The 19,155-nt window shown below is 71.7% G+C and carries 19 protein-coding genes; 11 read left to right on the top strand and 8 right to left on the bottom strand.

Translation table 11 applies throughout. From position 1 onward, the window contains the following. Window positions 1-69: 69 nt before the first annotated feature. The 4 genes from ACIRJR_RS09220 to ACIRJR_RS09205 form a co-directional block, all read right to left on the bottom strand. Window positions 70-738, bottom strand: coding sequence for a DUF6304 family protein (locus ACIRJR_RS09220; protein ID WP_403776114.1), 669 nt, complete (start codon window positions 736-738; stop codon window positions 70-72). 78 nt (window positions 739-816) lie between these two features. Continuing rightward, a complete protein-coding gene (locus tag ACIRJR_RS09215) occupies window positions 817-1,413 on the bottom strand; it encodes a GNAT family N-acetyltransferase (RefSeq protein ID WP_403776111.1) in 597 nt (198 codons plus the stop codon). Between the two features lie 93 nt (window positions 1,414-1,506). After that, complete coding sequence (locus ACIRJR_RS09210) at window positions 1,507-2,550, bottom strand: family 2 encapsulin nanocompartment cargo protein polyprenyl transferase (protein WP_403776108.1); 1,044 nt, start codon at window positions 2,548-2,550, stop codon at window positions 1,507-1,509. A gap of 92 nt (window positions 2,551-2,642) precedes the next feature. After that, the gene (locus ACIRJR_RS09205) at window positions 2,643-4,049 is read right to left on the bottom strand and encodes a family 2B encapsulin nanocompartment shell protein (protein ID WP_403776105.1); all 1,407 of its coding nucleotides are present in this window, start codon (window positions 4,047-4,049) and stop codon (window positions 2,643-2,645) included. Window positions 4,050-4,317: 268 nt separating this feature from the next. Between ACIRJR_RS09205 and ACIRJR_RS09200 the strand changes: the two genes are divergently transcribed. After that, the gene (locus ACIRJR_RS09200) at window positions 4,318-5,328 is read left to right on the top strand and encodes a questin oxidase family protein (protein ID WP_403776102.1); all 1,011 of its coding nucleotides are present in this window, start codon (window positions 4,318-4,320) and stop codon (window positions 5,326-5,328) included. Between the two features lie 5 nt (window positions 5,329-5,333). Here ACIRJR_RS09200 and ACIRJR_RS09195 read toward each other — a convergent pair whose 3' ends face one another. After that, entirely contained in the window at window positions 5,334-6,722 is a 1,389-nt protein-coding gene (locus ACIRJR_RS09195; RefSeq protein WP_403776099.1) for an FAD-binding oxidoreductase, read from the bottom strand. Window positions 6,723-6,860: 138 nt separating this feature from the next. Here ACIRJR_RS09195 and ACIRJR_RS09190 point away from each other — a divergent pair, with 138 nt between their 5' ends. The 4 genes from ACIRJR_RS09190 (at window position 6,861) to ACIRJR_RS09175 (ending at window position 10,340) form a co-directional block, all read left to right on the top strand. After that, window positions 6,861-7,313, top strand: coding sequence for an RrF2 family transcriptional regulator (locus ACIRJR_RS09190; RefSeq protein ID WP_403776096.1), 453 nt, complete (start codon window positions 6,861-6,863; stop codon window positions 7,311-7,313). Between the two features lie 131 nt (window positions 7,314-7,444). Beyond that, complete coding sequence (locus ACIRJR_RS09185) at window positions 7,445-8,641, top strand: globin domain-containing protein (RefSeq protein WP_403776093.1); 1,197 nt, start codon at window positions 7,445-7,447, stop codon at window positions 8,639-8,641. Between the two features lie 146 nt (window positions 8,642-8,787). Then, complete coding sequence (locus ACIRJR_RS09180) at window positions 8,788-9,378, top strand: N-acetylmuramoyl-L-alanine amidase (RefSeq protein WP_386856236.1); 591 nt, start codon at window positions 8,788-8,790, stop codon at window positions 9,376-9,378. A gap of 29 nt (window positions 9,379-9,407) precedes the next feature. Then, window positions 9,408-10,340 (top strand): 1-aminocyclopropane-1-carboxylate deaminase/D-cysteine desulfhydrase, encoded by a 933-nt coding sequence (locus ACIRJR_RS09175; protein ID WP_403776090.1) that lies wholly within the window; start codon window positions 9,408-9,410, stop codon window positions 10,338-10,340. On the opposite strand, the gene ACIRJR_RS09170 is transcribed toward ACIRJR_RS09175, so the two are convergent. Further along, entirely contained in the window at window positions 10,316-11,917 is a 1,602-nt protein-coding gene (locus tag ACIRJR_RS09170) for a Na+/H+ antiporter (protein ID WP_403776087.1), read from the bottom strand. The two genes, ACIRJR_RS09175 and ACIRJR_RS09170, sit on opposite strands and share 25 nt — an antisense overlap. A gap of 35 nt (window positions 11,918-11,952) precedes the next feature. Between ACIRJR_RS09170 and ACIRJR_RS09165 the strand changes: the two genes are divergently transcribed. The 3 genes from ACIRJR_RS09165 to ACIRJR_RS09155 all read left to right on the top strand — a co-directional run bounded on the left by ACIRJR_RS09165 (window position 11,953) and on the right by ACIRJR_RS09155 (window position 13,816). Then, window positions 11,953-12,213: a UBP-type zinc finger domain-containing protein gene (locus ACIRJR_RS09165; protein WP_403776084.1), complete on the top strand. Its 261-nt coding sequence runs from the start codon at window positions 11,953-11,955 to the stop codon at window positions 12,211-12,213. A gap of 230 nt (window positions 12,214-12,443) precedes the next feature. Next, window positions 12,444-12,857, top strand: a complete 414-nt coding sequence (locus ACIRJR_RS09160; protein ID WP_014154139.1) for an anti-sigma regulatory factor — start codon at window positions 12,444-12,446, stop codon at window positions 12,855-12,857. 23 nt (window positions 12,858-12,880) lie between these two features. Then, window positions 12,881-13,816 (top strand): RNA polymerase sigma factor SigF, encoded by a 936-nt coding sequence (locus ACIRJR_RS09155; RefSeq protein WP_403776456.1) that lies wholly within the window; start codon window positions 12,881-12,883, stop codon window positions 13,814-13,816. 156 nt (window positions 13,817-13,972) lie between these two features. Here ACIRJR_RS09155 and ACIRJR_RS09150 read toward each other — a convergent pair whose 3' ends face one another. Next, the gene (locus ACIRJR_RS09150; protein WP_403776081.1) at window positions 13,973-14,422 is read right to left on the bottom strand and encodes a hypothetical protein; all 450 of its coding nucleotides are present in this window, start codon (window positions 14,420-14,422) and stop codon (window positions 13,973-13,975) included. Between the two features lie 149 nt (window positions 14,423-14,571). Between ACIRJR_RS09150 and ACIRJR_RS09145 the strand changes: the two genes are divergently transcribed. Next, window positions 14,572-15,540, top strand: coding sequence for a diacylglycerol/lipid kinase family protein (locus ACIRJR_RS09145; protein ID WP_403776078.1), 969 nt, complete (start codon window positions 14,572-14,574; stop codon window positions 15,538-15,540). A 320-nt stretch (window positions 15,541-15,860) separates the two neighbouring features. Further along, window positions 15,861-16,118, top strand: coding sequence for a WhiB family transcriptional regulator (locus ACIRJR_RS09140; RefSeq protein ID WP_003953983.1), 258 nt, complete (start codon window positions 15,861-15,863; stop codon window positions 16,116-16,118). Between the two features lie 221 nt (window positions 16,119-16,339). Here ACIRJR_RS09140 and ACIRJR_RS09135 read toward each other — a convergent pair whose 3' ends face one another. Next, window positions 16,340-17,806: a sensor histidine kinase gene (locus ACIRJR_RS09135; RefSeq protein WP_403776453.1), complete on the bottom strand. Its 1,467-nt coding sequence runs from the start codon at window positions 17,804-17,806 to the stop codon at window positions 16,340-16,342. A 529-nt stretch (window positions 17,807-18,335) separates the two neighbouring features. Between ACIRJR_RS09135 and nagB the strand changes: the two genes are divergently transcribed. Further along, a complete protein-coding gene (gene nagB / locus ACIRJR_RS09130; protein ID WP_403776075.1) occupies window positions 18,336-19,121 on the top strand; it encodes a glucosamine-6-phosphate deaminase in 786 nt (261 codons plus the stop codon). The last annotated feature ends 34 nt before the right edge of the window (window positions 19,122-19,155 follow it).

Below are 19,155 nucleotides of genomic sequence, written 5' to 3'. Positions count from 1 at the left end.
AGGGCGGGGGCCGGGCGGACCGACAGCGTCCGCCGGGGCGGATGCGCGGGCCCCGCCGGGCAGGAGCCGTCAGGCGAGCTCCAGGGGGAAGGCGCCGCGATGACCGGTGCCCGCGCCGTGCGCCGGGCGCGGTTCGAACTCCCGGCAGCTCCATATCTCCTGGACGAATCCGGTGCGCCGGTCCCACAGGCCCGCGACGTCCTCCGCGTCCGCCACGTCCCGGTAGGCGTCCTTGGCGCCACGGAAGCAGGCGAGGCCACCGGACAGGCCCCGGACCGGGGCCGGGAAGTAGTCGGAGAAGGCGCAGGCTATACAGGTCTGCAGGTGCATGCCCGGGGGCAGGATCCGCTGGATCGTGGCCAGCGCGGCGGCGAAGTCGCCCTCGGCGCGGTTCGACTCGTAGACCGCGCCGTCCAGATGGAGGGCGAGGTAGAGATCCGGGTCCGCCCTGCGCAGGGACAGCAGACAGCCGAGTGTGGCCTGGCGGACCACGCCGGACACGAGGACCGGGATCGGGAGGTCCCACTCCAGCACGCAGTCGTCGAGCACGCCGTCGACCAGGTCGAACAGGCCGTCCGCGGCCGGCGCGCCCGCCGCTGGGCCCAGGCTGTCGAAGCTCTCGCCCTCGAAGTCCGTGCCCCGGACGCGGATACGGAGTTGCTGTCCGTCCGTGGTGAGAACGACGGCCTCGGAACCATGTCGGTCCCGGTACCAGCCTGCCCACGACTCATCTGTCATGAGCAGGGACTGTAGCCCGTGCCCCGGGGTCCCCCCGGGGGCACCCTCCCCTTCCGGGCCCCGGTGACCCGGGCACGCTCATCCGCCCTGCGGCTCACGCCACATGGGCCACATCGGCGGTCCGCCGGGAAGGTCCACGGTCCGCCCCGTGAAGGTGAAGCCGAGGCGCTCGTAGAGACCGCGGCTGCGCGCGCTGCTCGCCTCCAGATAGGCGGGGGTCCCCTCCCGGTCGCACCGGTCCAGGACCCCCCGCATCAGCGCCTCGCCGATGCCCTCGCCCTGACGCTCCGGAGAGACGCCGATCATCAGCAGGTACGCGTGGGCCCGGTCGTGGGGATGGACGGCGCCCGTCAGTCTCCCGACCAGCTCGGCCCGCTCGTTGCCGGGGTCCGCGGTCTCCCTCATGAGCGCGGGGGTGTCGTCGTCCTCCTGAGGTGCGCCCGCCGGCACGGAGAGCCAGAGAGCCGCCGCCGTACCGTCCTCCAGCAGGTCGATACGGCCTCCTTCCAGCGTGATGTCGGCGAAGACCCCGAGGAACTTCCCGTGGACCGCGCGCCGGTGCTCCTCGTCCGGGAAGACCCAGCTGCTCACCGGGTCGTCGTGGAACGCCTCGTCCAGAATCCGTACGACCTGATCCCTGTCCCGCCCGTCCGCCTGCCGCACGCGTACGCCCATGACCGGCCCCGCCCCTTCGTCCCGCGGTGGTGATCCCAACCGACGCACGGAATACTAGAGTTGGGTCTCGGAGCCGGTCACAGGCGGCCCGCTTCAGTGCGTTCTGCGGGTGACGAATTCGGCCAGTGCCAGGAGGTCCCCGGCACCGTCCGGCGCGGGCACGGCACGGGACAGATGGTGGACGGCCCGGGCCATCCGGTCCGCCGCGGCGGTCTGGGCCCAGTCCCGGCCACCGGCCCGGTCGACGGCGTCGGCCGCGCTCCTCACCTCCCCCGGAGTGCTCATGGTCCCCCGGTAGAGCGTCGCGAGTTCGGCGGCGGCCGGGGTGCCCGAGGTGAGCGCCGCCACCACCGGCAGGGACTTCTTGTGGGCGGCCAGATCCGCCCCGACCGGCTTGCCCGTGCGGGCCGTGTCCCCCCAGATACCGATCAGGTCGTCGATCAGCTGGAAGGCGAGGCCCGCCTCCCGGCCGAAGCCGTCCATGGCCCGGACCTCCCGCTCACCGGCCCCGGCGTAGAGCGCGCCCAGGGCGCAGGCGCAGCCGAGCAGGGCTCCCGTCTTGGCCATGGCCATGGCCAAGCACTCGTCCAGCGTGACGTCGTCGGGCCCACGCTCCTCCAGGGCGCAGTCGGCCTGCTGTCCCGCGCAGAGCTCGATGACGCAGGCGGAGAGCCGGACCGCGGCCTCCGCGGACGCGGGGTGCGGGTCCTCCGCGAGCAACCGCAGGGCGAGGGAGGACATGGCGTCCCCGGTGATCACGGCGTCCGGCACCCCGAACACCGCCCAGGCCGTGGGCCGGTGCCGCCGGGTGGTGTCCTCATCGATGACGTCGTCGTGCAGCAGGGTGAAGTTGTGTGCCAGTTCGACGGCGACGGCCGCCCGTATCGCCGCCTCGGGGTCGCCTCCCAGGGCGCGGGCGGCGGCCAGGACGAGTGCGGGTCTGATGGCCTTGCCGGCCTCCCCGGACGCGGGGGTGCCGTCGGCGTTCTGCCAGCCGAAGTGGTACATGGCGACCCTGCGGATCGCCCCGGGCAGCGTCTCGACGGCTGCGCGGAGGTGCGGATCGACGGCGTTACGGGTGTGCTCGAGCAGCGCGGCGGCCTTACGCCCCTCCATCGCGGCATCCGTACTGGTCATGGTCACGGTCACTCCTTCCGGGCGCCACGGGGCACCTTGGTCGCGGCCTCGGCCTGCCGGGCCCGGGCGGTCGGCGCCCGGGCCCGGGAGCGTCACCGCCAGCGGCTCACCTCCACGTTCTCCAGGACGCCGAGGGCGTCGGGCACCAGGACGGCGGCGGAGTAGTAGGCCGTCACGAGGTACGAGACGATCGCCTGCTCGTCGATACCCATGAAGCGGGCCGAGAGGCTCGGTTCGATCTCGTCGGGGATGCCGCTCTGCTGGAGTCCGATGACTCCCTGGTCCGCCTCACCGGTCCTCATGCAGATGATCGATGTGGTGCGGGCGTCGGTGACCGGGATCTTGTCGCACGGGAAGATCGGCACACCTCGCCAGGAGGACACGCGGTCCCCCCCGACCTCGACGGTCTCCGGCACCAGGCCCCGCTTGCTGCACTCGCGGCCGAAGGCGGCGATGGCCCGCGGGTGGGCGAGGAAGAGCTTCGATCCGCGCCTTCGCGAAAGGAGTTCGTCCATGTCGTCGGGTCCGGGCGCCCCGTCGTGGGGCTGGAGCCGCTGCCCGTAGTCGCAGTTGTTGAGCAGGCCGAACTCCCGGTTGTTGACGAGCTCGTGCTCCTGGCGCTCGCGCAGCGCCTCGACCGTGAGCCGCAACTGCTGCTCGGTCTGGTTCATCGGCTGGTTGTAGAGGTCGGCCACCCGGCTGTGGACCTTCAGCACCGTCTGGGCGACGCTCAGTTCGTACTCACGCGGCGCCGACTCGTAGTCGACGAAGGTGTGCGGGACCACGCTCTCCCCCACGTGGCCCGCCGACAGGTCGATCTCCGCCTCGCCGTACTTGTTGGTGCGCTGGTGCGGGATGGCGAGGAGCCCCGCGAGGTGGTCGCGGAGCGAGTCCGCGCGGGCCGCGAGGTTGAGCACGTCCGACCGGCGCAGGGTCAGCAGCGTGCAGGCGGTCACCGCGCGCGCCGTGTACTCCCAGCTCGCGTCCCCGTCGATCAGGACGTGGTCGCCGAAGTAGGCGCCGTCGGCCAGGACTCCGAGCACGGTCTCGTCGCCGTACGGCCCGGTCCCGATCTTCTCGATCTTGCCGTGGGCCAGGAGGTGGACGCGGTCCGCCGCGTCGCCCGCCGTGGCGAGCACCTCTCCGGCGGCGACGTCGCGCTGTTCACACCTGCGCGCCAGTTCGGCCAGCACCTCCTCGTCGCCGAAGTCGCGCAGCGCGGGGAGTTCACCGAGCTCGGCCGGGATGACCGTGACCCGGTCGCCTGTCTGGACGAAGGTCACCCTGCCGTCCCCGACCGAGTAGCTCAGCCGGCGGTTCACCCGGTAGGTGCCACCCTGCACCTGTACCCACGGCAGCATGCGCAGCAGCCACCGCGAGGTGATCTCCTGCATCTGCGGGGCGGACTTGGTCGTCGTCGCGAGGTTCCGCGCAGCCGCTGTGCCGAGACTCTGCTGCGGCGGTGACTGCGTGTCGCGAACCTCTTCACCAACGGACATCCGACATCCTCTCGATCATGGGCTGACCTGCGAGAAGCACACTTCCAGCCCGAGGACACCGCGCGCTATTACACAAAAGAGTGTGACTATTCGGGCGTGGGACGGGAACGTTGCCCGCATCCGGGCACCCGCATACGGACCGGCGCAAACAGTGCGAGACGGTCACGGACACGGGCGGCCGGGCCCTGGGACCTAGGTCTTCGGCCCGTCCCGGATACCGGACCTCCGCCCGTTACGGCTCCGCGGACGGCCGCCTAGCGTTCCCGCCATGGATACGACAGGCACCCTCGACGAGGCACTCCAGCGGTTGCACGCCTCCGGACCCGAGCGCCTCGGCAGGCTCACCAACCACGCGCCGATGGCCGTCGAGGCCCTCGCGGCCAACGGCCGGCCGGAGGCCGTGCACCGCTGGCTCGACGGGTACGCCTCCCGGCTCGAGGAGTTCCCGTCCGCCGTGGAGCCGGTCACGGACGCCGACTGGCGTTCGGCGCTGGGCGATCCGCGCCGCGCCGCCGACTGGATCGTCTACTTCGGCCGGGCGCTCGCCGAGCGTCCCTGGCGCGAGGTGCTCGCCCTGTGGTGGCCCCGCCTCCTGCCCGGCATGTACGGCGGATCGACGCACCCAGTGATCCGCGTGGGCCACGCCGTGCGCACGCTCCTGGCCGGCGAGAGCACCGGGCCCCGGCTGGACGAGCTCGCGCACGGCCTCGGCTACTGGGCGGCCCGCCACCGATCCGTCACCGGCCTCGCCCCCGTGGCGGGTGCCGACAGCGCCGGCGCGGCCCTCGACGCGGTACGGCCCATCGCCGAGCGGAAGGGCGGCTTCCCGGACCGGCTCGGCAACGTCACGAGTGAACCGGTGTGGGCGGCCTCGGTCACGGACCCGGACGAGGCTCACCGCCGGCTCACCGAGCTGGTCCGCGCGGCCACCCACCGGTACGCCACCCACGGCCACGGCGACGAGACGATGCTGGTCCACGCGGCCACGGCGCCCAACGCCGTCCTGCGGACCCTCCCCGCCCTCCCGCGGGACCTGTGGGTGCCGAGCCTCCGGGCCGCCTGGACCGCCTCGGCGGCCGTGACGGCCATGTACGCCCCCGACGCCCCCGTGGCTCCTGTCCCGCCGGGCCAGGTCACCCCCGACGAGGTCTTCGAACGGGCCATGGCCCACGGCGACGAACACGTCATCAAGCTGACCGACACGGCCCTCGACGTCGGTGACGGGCAGGCGCTCGCGGCGGCCCTGCGGGCCATCGGGCTCATCGAGCCCATGCGGTAGGGCGGTCAGCCCGACAGCGGGGCCCCCGACACGACGACCTTGCCCGGGTTGAGAATCCCGTACGGGTCAAGGGCCGCCTTGACGGCCCGCTGCATGGCGAGGTTGACGGGGCCCACCTCGCGGTCCATGCCGCCCATCTTCAGCAGGCCCACGCCGTGCTCACCGGTGACCGTACCGCCGAGGGCGATCGCCGCGTCCAGGATGTCCTCGAAGGCGAGCTGTGCGCGGGCACGGGCCGCCTCGTCCCCCGGCTCGGTGATGATCAGGGGGTGGAGGTTGCCGTCACCGGCGTGGGCGATGTTGGCGATCAGGACGTCGCGCTCCCCCGCGATCTCCTCGACACGGGCCAGCATCCGGGGGACCTGGGACCGCGGCACGACCACGTCCTCGGTCAGCACGGGCCCCAGCCGTTCCAGGGCGGGATAGGCGAGGCGCCGGGCCCGGAACAGCGCGTCCGCCTCCGCCTGGTCGGTGGAGACCTCGGCCCAGGCGGCACCGGCCTCCGCGAAGCAGGCCCGTACGGCCTCGGCCTCGGCGTCGCCGGCAGCGCCCGGAGTGTCCACCCGCCCGAGCAGGATCGCGTTCGCGTCCGCCGACAGGCCCATGTTCTTCCACTCGTCGACGGCCTTCAGGCAGTGCCGGTCGAGCAGTTCGAGCGCGGAGGGCACGATGCCCGCCGCCGTCACCCTGCTGACCGCGTCGCCCGCCGCGACGACGGAGTCGAAGAAGCCCGCCACCGTCCGCTCGGCGGGTCGCGCGCCGCGCAGCCTCACGGTGATCTCGGTGATCACGCCGAGGGTGCCCTCGGAGCCGACGAACAGCCCGCACAGGTCGTAACCGGCGACGCCCTTGGCGGTCTGCCGCCCCAACCGCACGATCTCGCCGAGGCCGTTGACGGCCTCGATTCCGAGCACGTAGTCACGGGTCACGCCGTACTTGACGCAGCACATGCCCCCCGCGTTGGTGGCCGTGTTGCCGCCGATGGTGGACCAGGGCGAGCTCGCCGGGTCCGGTGGGTACCAGAGGCCTTCGGCGGCGCAGGCGGCGCGCAGATCGTCGTTGACGACGCCCGGCTGGACGACGGCGAGGCGTTCCACCGGGTCGATGCGCAGGATCCGGTTCATGTCCTCGAACGAGAGGACGACGGCGCCGTCCACCGCGTTGGCCCCGCCCGACAGCCCCGTACCGGCACCGCGCGGGACCACCGGGATCCGGTGGTCCGCGCAGTACGCCACGACGGCCCGCACCTCGTCGGTGTTCTGGGGGCGCACGACGGCGAGGGGCAGCCCCGCCGGGGCCCACTCCGCCTCGTCGCGCGCGTAACGGCCCAGGCTGTCCGGGTCTGTGATGACCCTGGCCGCCGGTATCCCGTCGGCTGCGTTCGGATTCGGCACGGCCGCTGACCACCTTTCTCACGCCACACGTGCCCCGCATCCGTCACGGAGCCGCACCCCCCATCATGGCCCTCCCCCTCGAACCGAGGACGGCCACCCTAAGTTGCATCTGGAATGCAACTTACCTAGGCTGCGGCCATGCGGCTGACGCGATTCACCGATGTGGCACTCCGGGTACTCATGCGCCTGACCGCCACCGCGGAGGGCGAGGACCCGCCGACCACCCGCGAGGTGGCGGCCACCATGCAGGTGCCTTACACCCATGCCGCGAAGGTCGTCGCCCGCCTCCAGCACCTCGGCCTGGTCGACGCGCGACGCGGCCGGGGCGGAGGCCTCTCCCTCACCACCGCCGGGCGGTCGGCGTCGATCGGCGCCCTGGTGAGACAGCTGGAAGGACCCGGCGAGGTCGTCGAATGCGAGGGCGGCACCCCGTGCCCCCTGCGCTCCGCGTGCCTGCTCCGCTCCGCGCTGCGCCGGGCCGAGGAGGCGTTCCACGCCTCGCTCGACCCCCTCACCGTCGCCGATCTCGTCTCCTCACCCACCGGCCCGCTGCTGCTCGGCATCAGCCGCGGCCGGCCCGCACCCGGCTGATCAGCCGCAGTCCGGCCGGACCCGCCTCGCCGCGCCCACGGCCGGGCACACCCGGTCCGAAAATACGCATCCGATATCCCAATTAACGACCGCGTACGCGCGGTCCGCCCTCCCTACCGAGGAGTCGCCCCATGCTCTCCGACACGTCGACCGCCACCGTCCGAGCCACGCTGCCCGCGGTGGGGGCGGCCGTCGAGGACATCGCCGACCTCTTCTACAGGAAGTTGTTCGACGCCCACCCGGAGCTCCACCGGGACGTGTTCAACCGGGGCAACCAGGCTTCCGGAACCCAGCGCAAGGCGCTCGCCGGGTCCATGGCCGCCTTCGCCACGCACCTGGTCGAACACCCCGGCACCCGGCCCGACGTGATGCTGGCCCGCATCGCCAACAAGCACGCCTCGCTGGGCATCACCGCCCCGCAGTACGCGATCGTGCACACCCACCTCTTCGCCGCGATCGCCGAGGTGCTCGGCGACGCGGTCACCCCCGAGGTCGCCGCGGCCTGGGACGAGGTCTACTGGCTGATGGCCAACGCCCTGATCGCCGCCGAGGAGCGGCTCTACGCGCAGCAGGACGTGACGGCGGGCGACGTGTGGCGCGAGTGGACGGTGACCTCCCGCACCGAGGACACCCCCGACGTCGCCACCTTCCTGATCACCCCCGCCGACGGCGCACCGGCACCCGCCTTCCGGCCGGGTCAGTACGTCTCCGTCCAGGTGGAACTCACCGACGGGGCCCGCCAGATACGCCAGTACAGCCTCACCGGGGCGCCCGGCCCCGGCCCGCGCTCCTTCTCGGTCAAGCGGGTGCGGGGCGGCGGGGGCCCGGAGGGTGAGGTCTCCGCCCACCTGCACTCGGCGCTGCGCGCGGGCGGCCGGCTGCGCGTCTCGGCACCGTACGGCGACCTGGTGCTCGACGGCTCCGACGCCCCGCTGCTCCTCGCCTCGGCCGGTATCGGCTGCACCCCGATCCTGGCGATGCTGGAGCACCTGGCCGGCAAGGGGCACCGTTCATCCGTCACGGTGGTGCACGGTGACCGGTCGCCCGCCGACCACGCGCTGCGCGCCCGCCACGAGGCACTCACCGGCGAACTCCCCCGCGGATCGTCCCACTTCTGGTACGAGGCCCCGGAGCCCGGACACCCCGCCGAGCGCACCGGGAGGGTCCGCCTGGACGGGCTGGAGGTCGCGCCGGGTACCCGGGCCTACCTCTGCGGCCCGCTGCCCTTCATGCGTTCGGTCCGCACCCAGCTCCTGGACAGGGGTGTGGCTCCGGCCGACGTCCACTACGAGGTGTTCGGCCCCGACCTCTGGCTCGCCCAGGACTGAACACGGCCCGCCGTGGCCACGTACGGAGTGTCCGGATCGAATCGCACACGACGCGAACAGTGCCCGAACAGGTTTGACGGAGCCTCCTGTTCCGGTACAAGCGCTTTACGGGACACACGCTCCACCCCGTGACGAAGGAGTTGGCCATGTCCTCACCGATGTCCGCGAGCAGCTTCCTCAAGGCCCTGAAGGACGAAGGGCTCACCGTCGTCCAGGTGGGCGACTGGCGTACGCACAACCGCAACCACAAGGGCCCCTGGGGGCCGGTGCACGGAGTGATGCTCCACCACACCGTCACGAAGGGCACCGCCCGCACGGTCGAGATCTGCCGGGACGGGTACTCGGGGCTGCCGGGTCCTCTGTGCCACGGCGTGATCGCCAAGGACGGCCGGGTCCACCTGGTCGGCTACGGCCGCGCCAACCACGCCGGTCTGGGCGACGACGACGTCCTGCGCGCCGTCATCGCCGAGACGCGCCTGCCGTCGGACAACGAGTCCAACACCGACGGCAACCGGCACTTCTACGGCTTCGAGTGCGAGAACCTCGGCGACGGGAAGGATCCCTGGCCCGCGGTCCAGCTGGAGGCCATCGAGAAGGCCGCGGCCGCGGTCTGCCGCTTCCACGGCTGGGACGCCCCCTCGGTCATCGGGCACCGGGAGTGGCAGCCCGGCAAGGTCGACCCGCGCGGCTTCTCGATGACGGGCATGCGCAACCGCATCCACGACCGGCTGAAGTAGGGCGGTGCGGGGCGGCACACAATGAAGGCATGGACGACGCACTCGACCTCTCCCGGCTGCAGCCGGTGCTCCCGTCACCCCTGCGGCCGGCGGAGGACGAGCGCTTCGCGCGCCACGGCGTGGCGCTGCTGCTCAAGCGCGACGACCTGATCCATCCGGACCTGCCCGGCAACAAATGGCGCAAGCTCGCCCCCAATCTCCGGGCCGCCGCGGGCCGCACGGTGCTGACCTTCGGCGGGGCGTACTCGAACCACCTCAGGGCCACGGCCGCCGCCGGACGCCTGCTGGGCTTCCCCACCGTCGGCGTGGTGCGGGGGGACGAGCTGGCCCACCGTCCCCTCAACCCGTCCCTCGCGCGGTGCTCGGCCGACGGCATGCGTCTGCACTTCGTGGACCGCGCCACCTACCGCGCGAAGACCTCCCCGGACGTCCTGGAGAGCCTGCTGAGCCTCTTCGGGGACTGCGTGGTCGTCCCGGAGGGCGGCAGCAACGCTCTCGCCGCACAGGGCTGCACAGAGCTCGGCCGCGAGTTGCGCGGCGAGGCCGGAACCGTGGCGGTCGCCTGCGGCACCGGCGGCACCCTGGCGGGGCTGGCCGCCGGACTCGGCCCGCGGCAGCACGCCCTGGGCGTCCCCGTCCTGCGGGGCGGCTTCCTGGGAGACGCGGTGCGCGGCCTCCAGCGGGAGGCGTTCGGCGGCCCGGCCGGGAGGTGGTCGCTGGACGAGCGCTTCCACTTCGGCGGTTACGCCCGCACGCCCCCGGAGCTCCACGCCTTCGCCGACGACTTCGAGGACCGGCACGGCCTGCCCGTCGAGCGGCTCTACGTGGCCAAGCTCCTGTACGGGCTGACCGTGCTGGCCGGCGAGGGCGCCTTCGCCCCGGGGTCCACGGTCACCGCGGTCGTCACCGGCCGCCCCGAACCGGCCGCCGGAGACGGTCACGCGTCGTCCGACTCCCGGTAGGCGGCCGCCTCCTCCAGGTCCAGCCGCCGCAACAGGGCACGCAGCATCTCGTCGTCGATCCGCCGTGCGTCCCGGAGCTGCACGAAGACGGCCCGCTCGGCGGCGATCATGTCCCTGGCCAGCCGGCGGTAGGTGTCGTCCGCCGACTCCCCGGTGACCGGGTTGGGCGCGCCGAGCCTCTCCCACACGGCGTTGCGGCGGCGCTCCATGACGGCGCGCAGCCGTTGGACGAGCGGGTCGGGGAGTTCGTTGCGCGGGTCCTCCAGAAGCTCCGCGAGGCGCGTGTCGGCCGCCGTGGAGGCCTCGCTCTGCGCCTGCGCCTCGGCCAGCGTGTCGGCGCGCGCGCTGCGCTCCGGGAGCTTCAGCACCCGCACCAGGAGGGGCAGGCTGAGGCCTTGGACGACCAGCGTGCCGATGACGGTCGTGAAGGTCAGGAACAGCACCAGGTTGCGCGCGGGGAAGTCCTCCCCGTCGTGCATGGCCACGGGGACGGAGAAGGCGATGGCCAGGGAGACGACGCCCCTCATCCCGGCCCAGCCGACGATCAGGGTCGAGTTCAACGCGGGCGCCCCCTCGCGTTCCCTGATCCGCCTGAAGAGCCAGGGCGGCAGATAGGTCGCCGGGAACACCCAGACGAAACGCACCACGACCACGGCCACGAACACGAGTACGGCGTAGCCGAGGGCCTCGGCCACACCGTACGAACCCAGCCCCCTGAGCACGAACGGAAGCTGCAGCCCGATGAGCGCGAAGACCGCGGACTCCAGGATGAACGCGACCATCTTCCAGACCGCCGCCTCCTGGAGGCGCGTCGCGAAGTCGACCTGCCAGGAGCGGTGCCCCAGGTAGAGGGCGACGACGACCACGGCGAGAACCCCGGAGGCGTGCACCCGTTCCGCGGCCGCGTAGGCGACGAAGGGGATCAGCAGCGACAGGGTGTTCTGGAGCAGTGCCTCCTTGAGGTGCGTGCGCAGCCAGTGCAGCGGCACCATCAGCAGCAGGCCGACGACGATGCCGCCGCCCGAGGCCAGGAGGAACTCACCGATCCCGGCGCCCCAGCTCATGCCCTCGCCGACGGCTGCCGCGACGGCCACCTTGAAGGCGGTGATCGCGGTGGCGTCGTTCACCAGGGACTCACCCTGGAGGATCGTGGTCACCCGTCCGGGCAGACCGACCCTGCGGGCGATCGCGGCGGCCGTGACGGCGTCGGGCGGGGCGACGACCGCACCGAGCACCAGGGCGGCGGTGAGCGGCAGATCCGGCACGAGGAGATAGGCCAGCCAGCCCACGGCGACGGTCGCGAAGAGCACGTACCCCACGGAGAGCAGGGCGACCGGCCGCAGATTGGCCCGCAGGTCGAGGTACGAGCTGTCGACCGCCGCCGTGTACAGCAGCGGCGGGAGCAGCAGGGGCAGCACGACGTGCGCGTCCAGCGTGTAGGCCGGGACCCCCGGCAGGTACGAGGCCAGCAGGCCCGCGGCGACCAGCAGCAGCGGTGCGGGGACCGGGGTCCTGCGGGCGGCGCCCGCGACCGCCGCGCTGACCGCGATGAGCGCCACCAGCGGCAATGCGTCCATCTCACCGTCCTCACATCCGACGTAACGTGGCCATCATGAGCGAGTGCCTCCACGTATCCGAACTGCCGCGCCCCGAGCCCGTCCCGCTCGACGACACCTGTCCCGAGTGTCTGGCCGCGGGCACCCATCCCGTGCAGCTGCGACTCTGCCTGACGTGCGGGCACGTCGGATGCTGCGATTCCTCGCTCCTGAAGCACGCCACGGCGCACTTCGAGGCGACCGGGCATCCGGTGATGCGCAGCTTCGAATCCGCGGAGAGCTGGCGCTGGTGCTTCGCGGACGGTTCGATCGTCTGACGCCTGGGTACGTCAAACCGGCGCCGGTTCTTCGCAATTGACCGCCGCAGACCCCTAGCCACTGTGTGTACTCATATGCCTACCATGAGTAACTATGAGGTTGCGGTCTCGGCGACACGGCATCATGGGTCGCGACAGCGTCGCCGAGCCACAGGACCGACGACGGACCGCATGGCCCCGGGGACTCGTCCCGGAGCCTCGAACGAGTTTGTGCCACCTTGGAGGTGAGGGTGTCCCAGATCGCAGGCGAGCCCGGGAACCAGGACTTCGTAGAGGTCCGGCTGCCCGCTGCGGGTGCCTACCTGTCCGTGCTGCGTACGGCCACGGCCGGCCTCGCAGCACGCTTGGACTTCACTCTCGACGAGATCGAGGATCTCCGCATCGCGGTCGACGAGGCCTGCGCGATCCTGCTCCAGCAGGCCGTGCCGGGCTCCGTCCTCAGCTGCGTGTTCCGCCTCGTCGGCGATTCCCTCGAGGTGACCGTCTCGGCCCCCACGACGGACGGCCGCGCACCGGAACGCGACACCTTCGCCTGGACGGTGCTCTCCGCACTGGCCGGCAAGGTCGACTCCACGGTCGCCGACGACCGTACGGTCAGCATCAGCCTCTACAAACAGCGCGGCGCGGGACCCGGGCCGGCGTGAGCGACGGGAACGGGGACGGTCCTGTGCGGGACGAGACGATCCGGTCGGGGGCGGTGCGCCCGGCGGCCCTTCCGGAGCAGCAGGCCCGGCCCCATCCGGAGGGCGGGGCGGACGGTGCGGACGGAACGCAGGGCCGTCCGGTGGCGGCGGAGCAGTCGCAGGCGGAGCGGGCGGGCCAGATGAGCGAGCACGGGCACCACGATCCACACGACCGCAGCGGAGCGCGTGCGCTCTTCATCGAGCTCCGGGAGCTGCCCGACGGCTCGGCGGAGAGGGCCGAGCTGCGCAACCGGCTGGTGCGGATGCACCTGCCGCTCGTGGAGCACCTGGCCCGAAGGTTCCGCAACCGCGGGGAGCCGCTGGACGACCTGACCCAGGTCGCCACGATCGGCCTGATCAAGTCGGTGGACCGGTTCGACCCGGACCGCGGCGTCGAGTTCTCGACGTACGCGACCCCCACGGTCGTCGGCGAGATCAAGCGCCACTTCCGGGACAAGGGCTGGGCGGTCCGGGTGCCCCGGCGCCTCCAGGAGCTGCGGCTGTCACTGACCACGGCCACCGCCGAGCTCTCCCAGCAGCACGGCCGCTCCCCCACCGTGCACGAGTTGGCGGAGCGCCTGGGCATCTCCGAGGAGGAGGTGCTGGAGGGGCTGGAATCGGCCAATGCCTACAGCACTCTCTCGCTGGACGTCCCGGACACCGACGACGAGTCGCCGGCGGTCGCGGACACGCTGGGATCCGAGGACGAGGCACTGGAGGGCGTCGAGTACCGGGAGTCGCTCAAGCCGCTGCTGGAGGACCTCCCGCCGCGCGAGAAGAGGATCCTGCTGCTGCGCTTCTTCGGCAACATGACCCAGTCGCAGATCGCGCAGGAGGTCGGCATCTCCCAGATGCACGTCTCCCGCCTCCTCGCCCGCACGCTGGCCCAGCTGCGCGAGCGGCTGCTCGTCGAGGAGTAGCCGCCGGACGACGCCCCGGGGATGCGGCAGAGGCTGCCGCCGGGCGACGCCCCGGGGATGCGGCAGAGGCTGCCGCCGGGCGACGCCCCGGGGATGCGGCGGGGACTGCCGCCCGACCACGTCCCCGGGAGCCGGTGGGACGAACAGACCCGGACGTCAGGCGTCGGGGGTCGTCCGCGGCCCCCGGATGCCCAGCGCCCGCGTGGTGGCAGGGTCGAGCACCAGCACGAGCGCCGTCACGGCGACGGCGGCGAGGACGATCCCGGTGGGGATCAGCGCGCCCTGGGCCCGCAGCAGCGTCCAGGCCACCGGCAGCGCCATGAGCTGGGTGATGAGTGCGGGACCCCGGCTCCAGCTGCGCCGCCGCAGCAGCCCGCGAGCGGCGAACAGCGGGATCAGGCCGAGCGCGACCAGCGTGAGTCCGCCCATCTCGGCCTGCTGGATGTTGTCGGGGCTCCCGAAGAGACCGACGGCCAGCATGTAGATCCCGCCGACGACGAGCGCGGCACCTTCGAGCGCGTTGAGTGCGGCCAGGGCGGCGATCCGGCCCGGCTTCTCCGGGCCGGCCGAGGGCGACGGAGAGGGCGTGTTCTGCTGAGTGCTCACGTCCTTCAGATTCGCATCCCGCCCCGCCGATCGCGAAGCCGGGGCCGCGGCGGACGCGCCACCGGGAGCCCGTCACTCCGCGTGACCGGCCGTGGACCCACTGGATCAGGACTTCAGGGCGCTTCCGCGCGGTAGGTACTCTGGCGGACATGCGCGCACTCCTCGTGGTCAACCCAGCTGCCACCACTACCAGTGCGCGGACCCGCGACGTACTGATCCACGCCCTGGCGAGCGAGATGAAGATCGAGGCCGTGACCACGGAGTACCGCGGCCACGCCCGGGACCTGGGGCGACGGGCCGCGGACTCCGACGACATCGACCTGGTGGTCGCCCTCGGGGGCGACGGCACGGTCAACGAGGTGGTCAACGGACTGCTGCACGCCGGCCCCGATCCCGAGGGCCTGCCGAGCCTCGCCGTGGTCCCCGGCGGCTCCACCAACGTCTTCGCCCGGGCCCTGGGCATCCCCAACGACGCCGTCGAGGCGACGGGCGCCATCCTGGACGCCCTCGCCGACCGCAGCGAGCGCACGGTGGGCCTCGGCCTCGCGGCCGGGACTCCGGGTACGGCGGACGAGGCCGTCCCGGGACGCTGGTTCACCTTCTGCGCGGGGCTCGGTTTCGACGCCGGCGTCATCGGCCGGGTCGAACAGAAGCGCGAGCGGGGCAAGCGGTCGACGCACGCGTTGTACGTGCGCCAGGTACTCCGTCAGTTCATGGACGATCCGCACCGGCGCAACGGGCTCATCACCCTGGAGGTGCCCGGCCAGGACCCGGTCACCGACCTCGCGCTGTCGATAATCTGCAACACCGCACCCTGGACCTACCTGGGGAACCGTCCCATATACGCCTCCCCGAAGGCCTCCTTCGACAGCGCCCTGGACGTCCTCGCCCTGAAGCGCCTCTCGACCCCGGCCGTGACCCGGTACGCCACCCAGCTGCTCACTTCCAGCCCCGAGAAGGGCCCGCACGGCAAGCACGCCGTCTCCCTGCACGACCTCACGGACTTCACCTTGCATTCAAAGGCCCCACTGCCCTTCCAGATGGACGGTGACCACCTGGGGCTGCGTACGAGCGTGACGTTCACAGGCGTACGCCGTGCACTGCGTGTGATTGTGTGAGTGGAAGCGGCGAAAGTCCTTTAACTCGAACGTTTGGGCTGGCCCCCACCCCTTAGAAGTACGGCTGTGACCTAGTCGACACCGAGGAATCAAAAAAAACTTTCCAGAAGGGGTTGTATCCGCCGCCGAGGTTTGCGAATCTCTACATGGCGATCGGGACGGCCCGCAACATCGGCCTCCACTGAGAGCCAGAACCCCTCCTCACCACAACAGGACCACATCCAGTTCATCTGGGCGTCGGACCTTCGTCTGTGGAGGGATTCGTGAAAGCGTTCACATTCACAAGCATCAGCATGTAATACCAAGGAGAGGTAGCAGCCATGGACTGGCGTCACAACGCCGTTTGTCGTGAGGAAGACCCCGAGCTGTTCTTCCCCATCGGCAACACCGGTCCTGCGCTGCTGCAGATCGAGGAAGCCAAGGCCGTCTGCCGTCGCTGCCCCGTCATGGAGCAGTGCCTGCAGTGGGCGCTCGAGTCCGGCCAGGACTCCGGCGTCTGGGGTGGCCTCAGCGAGGACGAGCGCCGCGCAATGAAGCGCCGCGCCGCTCGCAACCGGGCGCGTAACGCCAGCGCCTGACCGACGCCCCCCGCACGACGAGCCTCAGCCCGGCGGCGCGTACAGAGCGTACGCACAGCCCCGCCTTCGAGTCGCAGCGCGCAGTACCCCCGAAGCGCATCGCACCGTGAGCACCACGCAGTGGGCCCGGACCGTCACCACGGTCCGGGCGCACTGCTCTGTGTCGACGAGTTCACGAAGGTTGACGGCAGTTCACGACGGCGGCCGGGTGACCGGCCCCGCTACTTGTCGTTCCGTACGGGGACGTCCAGCACCACCTGCGTGCCGCGCCCGGGTGCCGGAACCATCCCGAAGGTCCCGCCCAGTTCACCCTCCACCAGGGTCCGCACGATCTGGAGTCCCAGATTTCCGGCCCGCTGGGGATCGAACCCCTCGGGCAGCCCGCGCCCGTCGTCCGTCACGGTGATCAGCAGCCGCCCCTCGGCCGGCGACCCGCCGCGCACCGCCGCCACCTCGACGGTGCCGTGTTCCGCGACGGTGAACGCGTGCTCCAGCGCGTTCTGCAGCACCTCGGTGAGCACCATCGAGAGCGGAGTGGCAACCTCCGCGTCAAGGATCCCGAAGCGCCCCGTGCGGCGGCAATCGACCTTCCCGGGCGAGATCTCGGCGACCATCGCGATCACCCGGTCGGCGATCTCGTCGAACTCGACCCGCTCGTCCAGATTCTGGGACAGCGTCTCATGGACGATGGCGATCGAACCGACGCGCCGCACGGCCTCGTTGAGGGCCTCACGGCCGCGCTCGGAGTCCATCCGGCGCGCCTGGAGACGCAACAGGGCGGCCACCGTCTGGAGGTTGTTCTTCACCCGGTGGTGGATCTCCCGGATGGTGGCGTCCTTCGTGATCAGTTCCCGCTCACGGCGCCGGAGTTCCGTGACGTCCCGGAGCAGCACCAGCGAACCGATGCGCACCCCCTTGGGCTTGAGCGGGATCGCGCGCAGCTGGATGACTCCGCCCGCGCCCTCCACCTCGAACTCCCGCGGCGCGTAACCGCTCGCAACCTTGACGAGCGCCTCGTCCACCGGGCCGCGCGACGGGGCGAGTTCGGCGGTCGTCGCGCCGAGATTGTGGCCGACGAGGTCCGAGGCGAGTCCGAGCCGGTGGTAGGCGGAGAGACCGTTGGGGCTGGCGTACTGCACGACCCCGTCGGCGTCGAGCCTGATCAGCCCGTCACCCACGCGCGGCGACGCGTCCATGTCGACCTGCTGGCCGGGGAACGGGAAGGACCCGGCGGCGATCATCTGGGCCAGGTCGGAGGCGGACTGGAGGTAGGTGAGTTCCAGCCTGGACGGCGTGCGCACGGTGAGGAGATTGGTGTTCCGGGCGATGACCCCGAGGATCCGGCCCTCCCTCCGTACGGGGATGGACTCCACCCGGACGGGCACCTCCTCCCGCCACTCCGGGTCCCCCTCGCGCACGATGCGGCCCTCGTCCAGGGCGGCGTCCAGCAGCGGCCGGCGGCCGCGCGGCACGAGGTGGCCGACCATGTCGTCCTGATAGGAGGTGGGGCCCGTGTTGGGCCGCATCTGCGCCACGGACACGTAGCGGGTCCCGTCGCGGGTGGGCACCCACAGGACGAGGTCGGCGAAGGACAGGTCGGAGAGCAGCTGCCACTCCGAGACCAGCAGATGGAGCCACTCGAGGTCGGTGTCACTGAGGGCTGTGTGCTGGCGGACCAGATCGTTCATGGAGGGCACACGTGCGAGCGTACCTGTGGAGACGAGCAGGTTCCGAACCGTTCGGCCCGCGCACACGTGACACTGTGAGGGGGCGGACCCGTAGGGGAGAATGTCCACGCACACGGATGGACACGCCCTAATGGTCTAGTCCACAATGCACCACGTAGGGGTACGACGGTCAAAACCTGTCCCCTGCGCGACAGACCTCCGCTCTCCCCGCACAGGAGAGCGGACCGAGGTATCCGGCGCTCTCTGCCCTGACTGCGCCGGTGCCTCCAGTGGCCGGAGGCACCGCACACCGCCGGCCAGGTAGCTCCGGGCTGCGGTGCCGGACGGGCTGAGGGTCCCGTCCCGGCGCCGCGGCCCGCGGGTGTTTCCGGGGGCGTTCCCCCCTCGCGGACGGAGCCGTCCGCCGACAGGGCGACAAGCTGTGACGCACACGCGGACGGTTCACCTCCGGGCCGCCTCGTTCTGCTAGATTGGGCCCATAGATTGGTCTATACCACATGACGCCACTCTCCAGATCGGCAGGCACAGCGTGGAAGTTGTCATCGTCCCGGACGCCAAGGCAGGCGGCGAACTCATCGCGGAGGCCATCGCGGCCCTGCTGAGCCGCAAGCCCGACGCCCTGCTCGGCGTTGCCACCGGCTCGACCCCGCTGCCCGTCTACCAGGCCCTGACGGCGAAGGTCCGTTCCGGCGCCGTGGACGTGTCGCGCGCCCGCATCTGCCAGCTCGACGAGTACGTCGGACTGCCCGCCGGGCACCCCGAGTCCTACCGCTCGGTCGTGCTGAGCGAGGTCATCGAGCCGCTCGGACTGTCCGAGAAGTCCTTCATGGGCCCGGACGGCACCGCCGAGGACGTCCAGGCGGCCTGCGAGGCGTACGACAAGGCGCTCGCCGAGGCCGGCGGAGTCGACCTCCAGCTGCTCGGTATCGGTACCGACGGGCACATCGGTTTCAACGAGCCGTGCTCCTCGCTCGCCTCCCGGACCCGCATCAAGACGCTGACCGAGCAGACCCGCGTCGACAACGCGCGCTTCTTCGACGACGACATCGAGCAGGTGCCCCGCCACGTCATCACCCAGGGCATCGGCACCATCCTGGAGTCCCGCCACCCGATCCTGCTGGCCACCGGCGAGGGCAAGGCGGAGGCGGTGGCCAGGACCGTCGAGGGCCCGGTCGCCTCGATCGTGCCGGCGTCGGCACTGCAGCTGCACCCGCACGCCACGGTCGTGGTCGACGAGTCGGCCGCCTCGAAGCTGAAGCTGGCGGACTACTTCCGCGCCACCTACGCGGCGAAGCCGCGGTGGCAGGGCCTGTAGAGCCCTCCCCGTACGCGTGAGGGCCGGGCCACCG

Source organism: Streptomyces sp. NPDC102402 (assembly GCF_044765765.1).
In the GTDB taxonomy this organism is placed as follows: Bacteria; Actinomycetota; Actinomycetes; order Streptomycetales; family Streptomycetaceae; genus Streptomyces.
Note: the sequence above shows the minus strand (reverse complement) of the source record. Positions and strands in the feature narration are given on the sequence as shown.

Coding starts and splice junctions, on each gene's coding strand:
- ACIRJR_RS09220 (WP_403776114.1), bottom strand. CDS start 738: ATGACAGATGAGTCGTGGGCAGGCTGGTACCGGGACCGACATGGTTCC.
- ACIRJR_RS09135 (WP_403776453.1), bottom strand. CDS start 17,806: ATGAACGATCTGGTCCGCCAGCACACAGCCCTCAGTGACACCGACCTC.
- ACIRJR_RS09200 (WP_403776102.1), top strand. CDS start 4,318: ATGGATACGACAGGCACCCTCGACGAGGCACTCCAGCGGTTGCACGCC.
- ACIRJR_RS09165 (WP_403776084.1), top strand. CDS start 11,953: ATGAGCGAGTGCCTCCACGTATCCGAACTGCCGCGCCCCGAGCCCGTC.
- ACIRJR_RS09175 (WP_403776090.1), top strand. CDS start 9,408: ATGGACGACGCACTCGACCTCTCCCGGCTGCAGCCGGTGCTCCCGTCA.
- ACIRJR_RS09210 (WP_403776108.1), bottom strand. CDS start 2,550: ATGACCAGTACGGATGCCGCGATGGAGGGGCGTAAGGCCGCCGCGCTG.
- ACIRJR_RS09215 (WP_403776111.1), bottom strand. CDS start 1,413: ATGGGCGTACGCGTGCGGCAGGCGGACGGGCGGGACAGGGATCAGGTC.
- ACIRJR_RS09185 (WP_403776093.1), top strand. CDS start 7,445: ATGCTCTCCGACACGTCGACCGCCACCGTCCGAGCCACGCTGCCCGCG.
- ACIRJR_RS09190 (WP_403776096.1), top strand. CDS start 6,861: ATGCGGCTGACGCGATTCACCGATGTGGCACTCCGGGTACTCATGCGC.
- ACIRJR_RS09170 (WP_403776087.1), bottom strand. CDS start 11,917: ATGGACGCATTGCCGCTGGTGGCGCTCATCGCGGTCAGCGCGGCGGTC.
- ACIRJR_RS09140 (WP_003953983.1), top strand. CDS start 15,861: ATGGACTGGCGTCACAACGCCGTTTGTCGTGAGGAAGACCCCGAGCTG.
- ACIRJR_RS09145 (WP_403776078.1), top strand. CDS start 14,572: ATGCGCGCACTCCTCGTGGTCAACCCAGCTGCCACCACTACCAGTGCG.
- ACIRJR_RS09180 (WP_386856236.1), top strand. CDS start 8,788: ATGTCCTCACCGATGTCCGCGAGCAGCTTCCTCAAGGCCCTGAAGGAC.
- ACIRJR_RS09205 (WP_403776105.1), bottom strand. CDS start 4,049: ATGTCCGTTGGTGAAGAGGTTCGCGACACGCAGTCACCGCCGCAGCAG.